The following is a 9,710-nucleotide window of genomic DNA, read 5'->3' as shown; positions in this document are numbered from 1 at the left end:
TATATAACCATTACCTGGCAAAACGTAGGGATGCCTATGAAAAAGATGGAATCACTCTAAACTATTCTGCATGTGCTAAAGATCTAGTTTCTTTAAAGAAAGAATATGAATGGCTTAAGGAAGTGGATTCTGTGGCTCTGCAGTCAAGTGTAAAGAATCTGGATACGGCTTATATAAATTTTTTTAAGAAAAAAGCTGAATATCCTAGATTCAAATCGAAGAAGACACATCGTTATTCGTATACAACGAAATATACGAATGGAAATATTGAACTATATGACAATAAGGTCAAGCTCCCTAAGATTGGTCTAGTAAAGATAAAGAAAACACGACAACCAAAGGGGAGATTACTTAGTGCAACGGTATCACAAGTACCAAGTGGAAAGTATTATGTTTCATTAAATTATACGGATGTAGAAGAAGTCTTATTTCCACTGACATATAATGAAACAGGTATAGATCTAGGTATCAAGGATTTTATCATATTGAGTAATGGAGAAAAGGTAGAAAATCCAAAATATCTGAAGAAGTCGATTGAGAAACTGAAAAAGCTACAGAAGCAGCAGTCACGAAAAACAAAGGGCGGCCGCAACTGGATCAAAAACAGAATCAAGATTGCAAGACTTCATGAAAAGATAGCAAATCAAAGAATGGATTTTATCAACAAACTATCTACTAGAATCATTACAGAATATGACATTATCTGCATAGAAGATTTAAAAGTAGACAATATGCTTAAAAAACACAATCTAGCCCAGTCTATATCGGATGTATCCTGGTCAAAATTTACCACACAGCTAGAATATAAAGCAAAGTGGTATGGAAAAGTGATCAAGAAAGTAGACACATTCTATGCGAGCAGCCAGATTTGTCATTGTTGCGGATACAAGAATGAAGAAACAAAAGATTTAAATGTAAGAGATTGGACATGTCCAAAATGTCATTCAAATCATGACAGAGATGTAAATGCATCCATCAATATATTGATGCAAGGCATATTAGCCAATTAGCAAAAAATAAAAAGAACCGCAGGAACTGCGGGGACAGCTTGGTAAGAAAGGCTTCAATAGAAACCTGTTCCCAAGAATCTCGTCACTTCAGTGATGAGAGGTTCAATTGATTGAAATAGGGAAGTGCAATATATATGAAAAGCAGAAATCTTTCAAATTTATGATTTCTGCTTCTTTTTCATATCTCTTTTCTTCTTAAAAAAATGTTTTAATAAATCTGAACATTCTAATTCAAGAATTCCTTTTCTATATTCAGGATGATGATTAAATTCAGACACTTCAAACAAATTTGTACATGTACCCACACAGCCACCTTTAGGATCTGAAGCTCCATATACAACTTCTTTAATTCTAGATTGTATAATCGCACCTGCACACATAGGACATGGTTCTAAAGTTACATATAATATGCAGTCCTCTAATCTCCATGTATTTAATTTCTTACATGCTTTTTGAATTGCCATAATTTCTGCGTGTGCAATGCTTTGTTGTAAAGTCTCACGCTTATTATATCCACGAGCAATAACTTTATCATCTTTCACAATGACACATCCAATTGGAACCTCATCATAGCTTTCTGCTTTTTTAGCCTGCTTGATAGCTTCCTTCATCCATTTCACATCATCCATACTCATATCCTCAAAAATAAAAAACTACTACACATGATGGAGCTTACTTAAGGCTGCTTCGTTCCCGACCTGACCTGATTCATAAGACATCATTGTAGTAGCTAAGTTATTATATCAAATCCATTTTCAATTCGCAATAGAAAAAAGCTGTCAAAGACAGCTTTTAAGATTAACCAATTTTCTTTTTACCACCCATGTAAGGTTGTAATACTTCTGGAATCAAGATTGATCCATCAGCCTGTAAATTGTTTTCTAAGAATGCAATCAACATTCTTGGTGGAGCAACACAAGTGTTGTTTAATGTATGCGCAAAGTACTTTTCTCCATTTTCACCCTTAACACGAATCTTTAAACGACGTGCCTGAGCATCTGTTAAGTTAGAGCAACTTCCAACTTCGAAGTATTTCTTTTGACGTGGAGACCACGCTTCAACATCCACTGATTTACATTTTAAATCTGCCAAATCACCTGAACAGCATTCCAATGTACGTACTGGAATATCTAATGTTCTGAAGAATTCTACAGTATTCATATATAATTTTTTAAACCATTCCATACTTTCTTCTGGCTTACAAACAACGATCATTTCTTGTTTTTCAAATTGGTGAATACGATACACACCACGTTCTTCAATACCGTGAGCTCCTTTTTCTTTACGGAAACAAGGTGAGTATGAAGTATAAGTATATGGAAGATCTTTTTCTTCAAGAATTGTATCCTTGAATTTACCAATCATAGAGTGTTCACTTGTACCAATTAAATACAAATCTTCACCTTCGATTTTATACATCATACCTTCCATTTCTGCAAATGACATTACTCCATCAACTACTGAACTACGAATCATATATGGTGGAATTACATAAGTAAATCCTTTTTTATCAATCATGAAATCACGAGCGTAATTTAAGATTGCTGAATGTAGACGAGCAATATCTCCCATTAAATAGTAGAATCCATTTCCAGCTACACGACGTGCTGCATCCAAATCAATACCACTTAAACGTTCCATGATTTCAGTGTGATAAGGAATTTCAAAATCAGGAACAACAGGTTCTCCAAATTTTTCTAATTCAACGTTTTCACTATCATCTTTTCCAATAGGAACACTATCATCAATGATATTTGGAATCTGCATCATTTTTTCAGTAACAGACTCTCTTAATTTAATTTCTTTTTCTTCCAAAGCTGTTAACTCGTGAGCAATCTCAGCAATTTGTTGCTTAATTTCTTCAGCTTCTTCTTTTTTACCTTGGCCCATCAACTTACCAATTTCTTTAGAAATCTTTTTACGATTAGCACGTAAATCATCCGCATGTTGTTGTGTTTGGCGAAGCTCTTTATCCTCCATTAACACTTCATTTACTAAAGGCAATTTGTAGTCTTGGAACTTTTTCTTAATGTTCTCTTTGACAATGTCCGGATTTTCACGGACAAATTTCATATCTAACATGATATCCTCCTCTGCATAAAAAAAGAGACACTCGCACCCATAAAGGGACGATGTCTCGCGTTGCCACCCTTTTTACCATATATATACATATACGATCTCTTAACATGATAACGGTATGTACCGGATCAAACTACTAATTTCATTCAATCACTCTAAGGTGCTATTCAATTATTCATATCAGTATTTTCACCAGCCATACTGTCTCTAATTAATATATGGAATAATCTACTTATCCTTATCTTTGTTTTCAACACATTTATACCATTAATACAAAGCTAAAGTCAACCGCTTATTCTGTGAAATAGCCACATTAAATCGGATTTATCATATGATTCTACTTATCTACAAATCATATTTAATGTTACGACGATATAAAGTATCAAAATATAAGAAATCCATCTGTAATCCATTCCTATAAACAGTAAAACTAAATGAATAATAGTAAGCCTAGTAGAGAAAAGAAAGCAAAAATTCGTTTTGATGTTTCTGTATAATACAAATAATATAAGCCAATTACAGATATCACAAAAACATCTACAGTACATAAAGAACCTATAATATTTTCATGACCAGAAATATAAATACATGCAGCGACAAAGATCATATATACGAAAGCAATTATATCTACAGTTCTATCTTGTCTACAACTTTCCATTTTGTATACATCAAAATTGCAGATTATATTTGCGACTTATTCATTCCACTGATTATTTTTCAACGCAAACAGTGAGAATTTGCATATCTATTATATTTACATTTTTCACTCTTTTTTTGTCTACATTATATATTTGGATTATTTCTATCTGATTTATCATATGAAAAAGGAGTAAAATCATAATTTTACTCCTTGCATGCTTTATTCTTCTGTGTTTTCTTCTGATTCTGCTTCAGGCTCTTCATGATCCACCAATGTCATACGCGTTACTTTCGCATCTCCATTTAAGTTGATCAATCTTACACCTTGTGTATTTCTTCCGTAGATTCCTACATTCTCTAAAGCTACACGGATCATGATTCCATCACTCGCAACAATCATCGCATCTTCTTTACCAGTAACCGCACGCATACACATTAGCTTACCTGTCTTTTCTGTGATATTAATTGTGCTAACACCTTTTTTACCACGAGAAGTCAAACGATAATCTTCGAACTTACTACGCTTACCATATCCATTTTCAGAAACAACAAGAACTGTGTCTCCTTCACTTGATAGTGCAGCACCTACAACTTCACTGCCATCACAATTGAATCCTAATACACCGCTTGCACTACGTCCCATGATACGAACTTGATCTTCATTGAATCGAACAGCTTTACCATTTGATCCAGAGATAATTACTTCATCTTGTCCTGTAGTTAATTTCACAAAACGCAATTCATCATCTGGTTTTAAACTAATCGCAATCTTACCATTACGATTGATATTTTCAAATTCAGATACAGATGTACGTTTCACAATACCATTCTTTGTAACGAATAATAATGTTTCACTTTCATCATCCTTAGGAACAGCTACAAGAACATTAACTTTTTCACCTTTTTCCAAAGTCATTAAATTCACAATTGGAATACCTTTAGATGTTCTAGATCCACTTGGAACATTGTATCCTTTTAATCGATATACACGACCCTTATCTGTAAACAACAACAAGAAATCATGTGTCGACATCGAAATCATAGTATCGATAGAATCCTCTTCATTTAATGTCAATGATTTGATTCCACGACCACCGCGATTTTGAGCACGATATGTATCTACAAGCTGACGCTTAATATATCCAGACTCAGTTAATGTGATAATTACATCTTCCACTGGAATTAAGTCTTCATCTTCCATATCAACAGAAGCATCACTAATTTCAGTTCTTCTTTCATCACCATATTTCTGATCAATTTCAGTTAAATCATCACGAATGATTTGAAGAACACGATCATGATTTGCCAAGATATCCTTCAAATCTTCAATCGTCAATAATAATTGTTGATATTCATTTTCAATCTTATCTCGTTCCAATCCAGATAATCTTCTTAACTGCATTGCCAAGATAGCTTTAGCTTGAATCATGCTCAATCCAAACGCATCACATAAATCTTGAGATAAACCGGCCTCATCTTTTTTAGAACTACGAATCATATGAATAACTTCATCGATATGATCCATCGCAATTCGTAAACCTTCTAAGATATGTGCACGATCTTGTGCTTTCTTTAACTCAAACTGTGTTTTTCTTACAACTACATCAACCTGATGATCAATATAATCATGAATAATATCTTTTAAAGGTAATTGTTTAGGACGACCATTTTCAAGTGCCAACATATTGATACCAAATGAAGTTTGAAGTGGTGTTAATCTAAACAACTGATTTAAAATTACTTCTTCCTGCGCATCCTTCTTTAGCTCCATTACAATACGAATACCTTCACGGTTACTTTCATCGTTTAAATAAGTAACACCTTGAATTGCTTTATCACGAATTAAAGAAGCCATTTTAGTAATTAAGTTTGCCTTATTGACCTGATAAGGAATTTCATAGAAAATAATCTGTTTCTTTCCGTTTGATAATTCTTCAACACGATACTTAGAACGAATCATAATGGATCCACGTCCTGTTTCAAATGCTTGACGAATACCTTTACGACCCAAAATGATTCCTCCAGTAGGGAAGTCTGGTCCTTTAATTACTTCCATTAATTGAGGAACTGTAATATCCGGATCATCCATTACCGCAAAAATGGCTTGAATTGTTTCTGATAAATTATGAGGTGGAATATTTGTTGCCATACCAACCGCAATACCCACAGCACCATTGATCAACAAGTTTGGAATACGACTAGGCAGCACAACCGGTTCGCTTTCTTCTCCATCATAGTTTGGAATAAAATCAACCGTATCCTTTTGAATATCACGCAGCATCTCCATAGAGATTTTTGACATACGAGCTTCCGTATAACGCATTGCCGCAGCTCCATCTCCATCTAGAGAACCAAAGTTTCCATGACCATCCACTAATGGATATCGATAAGAGAAATCCTGGGCCATACGAACCATCGCATCATATACAGCTGTATCCCCATGAGGGTGATACTTACCAATAACTTCACCAACAATACGTGCACTCTTTTTATGTGCAACACCTGAAGTAATTCCCAATTGATTCATCGCATGCAAAATACGACGATGAACTGGTTTCATACCATCACGAACATCTGGTAATGCACGTGAAACAATAACAGACATTGAATAATCTAGAAAGGCTGTACGCATTTCTTTGGATATTTCAACATCTTCTACATAGTCATATCGCTTATTTTCTTCTTCCATAAGGACCTCCTACTAGTAATCCAAATTAGCGTATACAGCATTTTCCTGAATATATTCACGCCGAGGCTCTACATCCTCACCCATCAACATATCAAATACACTGTCCGCTTCCATCGCATCATCAATTGTGACACGTTTCAATACTCTATGATGTGGATCCATCGTTGTTTCCCACAACTGTTCTGCATCCATTTCCCCTAAACCTTTATAACGCTGAACTTTGTACCCATCTTTAAATTCTTCGCGCAACTGATCCATTTCCTGTTCCTTATACGCATAGGCAATCTTTTTTCCTTTTTGCACCTTATATAAAGGAGGTTGTGCAATATAAACATATCCACCTTCAATAACAGGTTTCATAAAACGATATAAGAAAGTCAACATCAATGTACAAATATGACTACCATCGACATCGGCATCGGTCATAATAACAATTTTGTGATAACGTAATTTCGTTACATCTACATCTTCTTGAATTCCACATCCAAAAGCAGTAATCATACTACGAATTTCCTGGTTTTCAAAAATACGATGCGTTCTAGCTTTTTCAACATTTAAAATCTTACCACGCAAAGGTAAAATAGCTTGTGTTTTCGCGTCACGACCTTGTTTCGCGCTGCCCCCGGCAGAATCACCTTCGACGATATAAATTTCACATTCACTTGCATCTTTACTTGAACAATCCGTTAATTTACCTGGTAATGAACTAATTCCATCCAATGCAGATTTACGACGTGTTAATTCACGAGCTTTTTTTGCTGCAATTCTTGCCTTGCTGGCAATTTCTGCCTTTTCTACAATAGCCTTGGCAATATCTGGATTTTCTAAGAAGAAACGGTTGATCTGTTCACCCGCAATATTTGAAACAATCTTACGAACTTCACTATTTCCTAATTTTGTCTTTGTCTGTCCTTCATACTGAGGATCCGGGTGCTTAACAGAAATAATCGCAACCAATCCCTCTTTAACGTCATCCTGAGATAAACTCTCATCCTTTTTGATCATATTATTATTTTTCGCATAGGCATTAATACAACGAGTCAAAGCCATTCTGAAACCATCTTCGTGATATCCACCTTCATGCGTATGAATATTATTACAGAAAGAATAAATACTAGATTGATAGCCATCGTTATATTGCAAAGCAACTTCTGCAAGAATACCATCCTGCAATCCCTCTACATAAATGACTTTGTCACTGATTGTACTCTTATTCTTATTTAAGAATTGTACATACTCAATAATTCCACCCTCATATTTATAGTCATTACTTGGACCATCTGATGTTCTTTTATCAGTTAAAGTTAAACGTATATCCTTATTTAAAAAGGCAAGCTGACGCAGACGAGAATTCAACGTTTCATAATCATAAACTGTTGTATCCTTAAAAATCGTTGGATCTGCTTTAAAACGAACTAAAGTACCTGTTTCTTCTGTTGTACCAATAATTTTTAAAGGCTCCACCGCATGTCCACCATTTTCAAAACGAATAAAATAAATTTTACCATCCTGATAAACAGTAACCTCTAACCATTCACTCAACGCATTAACGACACTGGCACCAACACCATGCAAACCTCCGGAAACCTTATAAGCACCTCCACCAAATTTTCCACCTGCATGTAATACCGTCATAATTGTTTCTACTGCGCTAATCCCTGTCTTTTCATGAATTCCAACTGGCATACCACGACCATTATCACGTACCGCAATAATATCCTCTGGCTCAATTGTCACATCAATTCGATTCGCAAAACCAGCCAAGGCCTCATCAATACCATTATCTACAATTTCCCAAACTAGATGGTGAAGTCCACGTACAGAAGTGGAACCAATATACATACCTGGTCTCAAACGAACCGCTTCTAACCCTTCTAACACCTGAATATCATCCGCTGTATACGAATGTTCTACTTGTGTAGCTTGTGTTTCTAATTCTTCAAATTCAAGAATCTCTTTTTGTAATTCATCCTGACTCATTTGTAGACCTCCTTGATTCTCCCTTGTTCTATATCATAGAATCGAACTTCACGATTCCAATGCATATTCAATCGTTCTGTTGTTGTTATAAAAATCTGCATATCATTAGGAAGCTTTTCAATTAATTGTCGCTTTCTAAGATTATCCAGTTCACTAAATACGTCATCCAATAATAAAATTGGATATTGCCCACTCTTTTCATAAATAATTTGGGCTAAACCCAATTTAAGTGCCAATACAAAACTTCTTTTCTGCCCCTGACTAGCCACTTCACATACAGGTTTTCCATTCAATTCAAATAAAATATCATCCCTATGAATTCCAATCAAAGTCTGATGATATTTTTTTTCTTTTTCAAAAACCTTGGCATAAGCTTCCTTCATATCTCCATCCAAATCAATAAACGTTATATACTTAGCATCTATATATTCTTTTTCATTTGAAAAGAATGGATATAGCTCACGCGCTTTTATCATCAAAGAATTCAAAAATTCATTTCTTTGTTTCATAATGATTTTTTGAACATCTATCATCTGATCCAAATAAATTTGAACTAAACACTCATCCACTTTACTCTGTTTCAAAGCTTGATTTCTATGCTTTAAAATTTTTTGATACGAAGATAACGTAACCGTATACGTTTTTGACAATTTCATTAACTCCATATCAATAAATCGTCTTCGATTTTTTGGAGATGAAGTAAATAAAGATAAATCGTCTGGACAAAATAAGATCGCATTTTCAATTCCAATAAAATCCGAATACTTCTTAACTGGATTTTGAAAACGAAACAAATGCTTTTTTTGATGATCCACAATCACTTTCAATTCTTCTTTTCTGTGATTAGACTCCACCGCTGCCTGAACACAAAATTCATTGCACCCATGCATGATCATACTGTCCAATTGATTTGTTCGAAACGAACGCAAATGACTTAAAAAATAAATAGCTTCAATTAAGTTCGTTTTTCCCTGTGCGTTTTTTCCATATAAAAAATGAATGCATTTTGGTGTAAAAGAAAAAGACATGGTTTCATAATTACGGAAATGAAAACATGTCAGTTTTTCAACATTCATTTCACTTCAATCCTTATTCCATTAGTTTCTACAATATCTCCATGGTAGATCTTTTTTCCACGACGATTTTCATTAACGCCGTTGACTAATACTTCCATGTTTGCTAAATATTCCTTGGCCTGTCCACCACTATAGACAACATCGCAAGCTTTCAGCAATTGTGCTAATGTAATATACTCATCTTTAAGTTCAAATTCCATGAAAATACCTCTTTTCGCACTATAATTATATCATAAA

At 34.5% G+C, this 9,710-nt stretch carries 8 protein-coding genes, 1 other RNA gene and 1 other annotated feature; of the genes, 1 reads left to right on the top strand and 8 read right to left on the bottom strand.

Annotated elements, in window-relative coordinates; genetic code table 11:
- Positions 1-1,010, top strand: a 1,010-nt coding sequence (gene tnpB, locus KTQ83_RS02400; protein ID WP_217285015.1) for an IS200/IS605 family element RNA-guided endonuclease TnpB, incomplete at its 5' end; no start/stop codon positions are given.
- A 158-nt stretch (positions 1,011-1,168) separates the two neighbouring features.
- Here the strand turns inward: tnpB and tadA are convergent.
- The 8 genes from tadA to yaaA form a co-directional block, all read right to left on the bottom strand.
- Positions 1,169-1,645, bottom strand: a complete 477-nt coding sequence (tadA, locus tag KTQ83_RS02395; protein WP_425331018.1) for a tRNA adenosine(34) deaminase TadA — start codon at positions 1,643-1,645, stop codon at positions 1,169-1,171.
- Positions 1,646-1,657: 12 nt separating this feature from the next.
- Positions 1,658-1,743: signal recognition particle sRNA small type (ffs, locus tag KTQ83_RS02390), an RNA gene on the bottom strand.
- Positions 1,744-1,808: 65 nt separating this feature from the next.
- On the bottom strand, positions 1,809-3,092 hold the full coding sequence (gene serS, locus KTQ83_RS02385) for a serine--tRNA ligase (protein ID WP_117925499.1): 1,284 nt from the start codon (positions 3,090-3,092) through the stop codon (positions 1,809-1,811).
- A 40-nt stretch (positions 3,093-3,132) separates the two neighbouring features.
- Positions 3,133-3,343: a binding site (T-box leader), on the bottom strand.
- Between the two features lie 176 nt (positions 3,344-3,519).
- A complete protein-coding gene (locus KTQ83_RS02380) occupies positions 3,520-3,747 on the bottom strand; it encodes a hypothetical protein (protein ID WP_217285014.1) in 228 nt (75 codons plus the stop codon).
- 201 nt (positions 3,748-3,948) lie between these two features.
- The gene (gene gyrA / locus KTQ83_RS02375; RefSeq protein WP_186998581.1) at positions 3,949-6,417 is read right to left on the bottom strand and encodes a DNA gyrase subunit A; all 2,469 of its coding nucleotides are present in this window, start codon (positions 6,415-6,417) and stop codon (positions 3,949-3,951) included.
- Between the two features lie 12 nt (positions 6,418-6,429).
- Complete coding sequence (gene gyrB / locus KTQ83_RS02370; protein WP_186998582.1) at positions 6,430-8,397, bottom strand: DNA topoisomerase (ATP-hydrolyzing) subunit B; 1,968 nt, start codon at positions 8,395-8,397, stop codon at positions 6,430-6,432.
- Complete coding sequence (gene recF, locus KTQ83_RS02365) at positions 8,394-9,473, bottom strand: DNA replication/repair protein RecF (protein ID WP_217255923.1); 1,080 nt, start codon at positions 9,471-9,473, stop codon at positions 8,394-8,396. Before recF ends, gyrB begins: the two co-directional genes overlap by 4 nt.
- Positions 9,470-9,673 carry a S4 domain-containing protein YaaA gene (gene yaaA / locus KTQ83_RS02360; RefSeq protein WP_117573367.1) on the bottom strand — a complete coding sequence of 68 codons (204 nt, stop codon included), beginning with the start codon at positions 9,671-9,673 and terminating at the stop codon, positions 9,470-9,472. Before yaaA ends, recF begins: the two co-directional genes overlap by 4 nt.
- Between the last annotated feature and the right edge of the window lie 37 nt (positions 9,674-9,710).

This window comes from Holdemanella porci (assembly GCF_019052655.1).
GTDB lineage: Bacteria > Bacillota_I > Bacilli_A > Erysipelotrichales > Erysipelotrichaceae > Holdemanella > Holdemanella hominis.
This window is presented reverse-complemented; position numbering and strand designations above follow the sequence as displayed.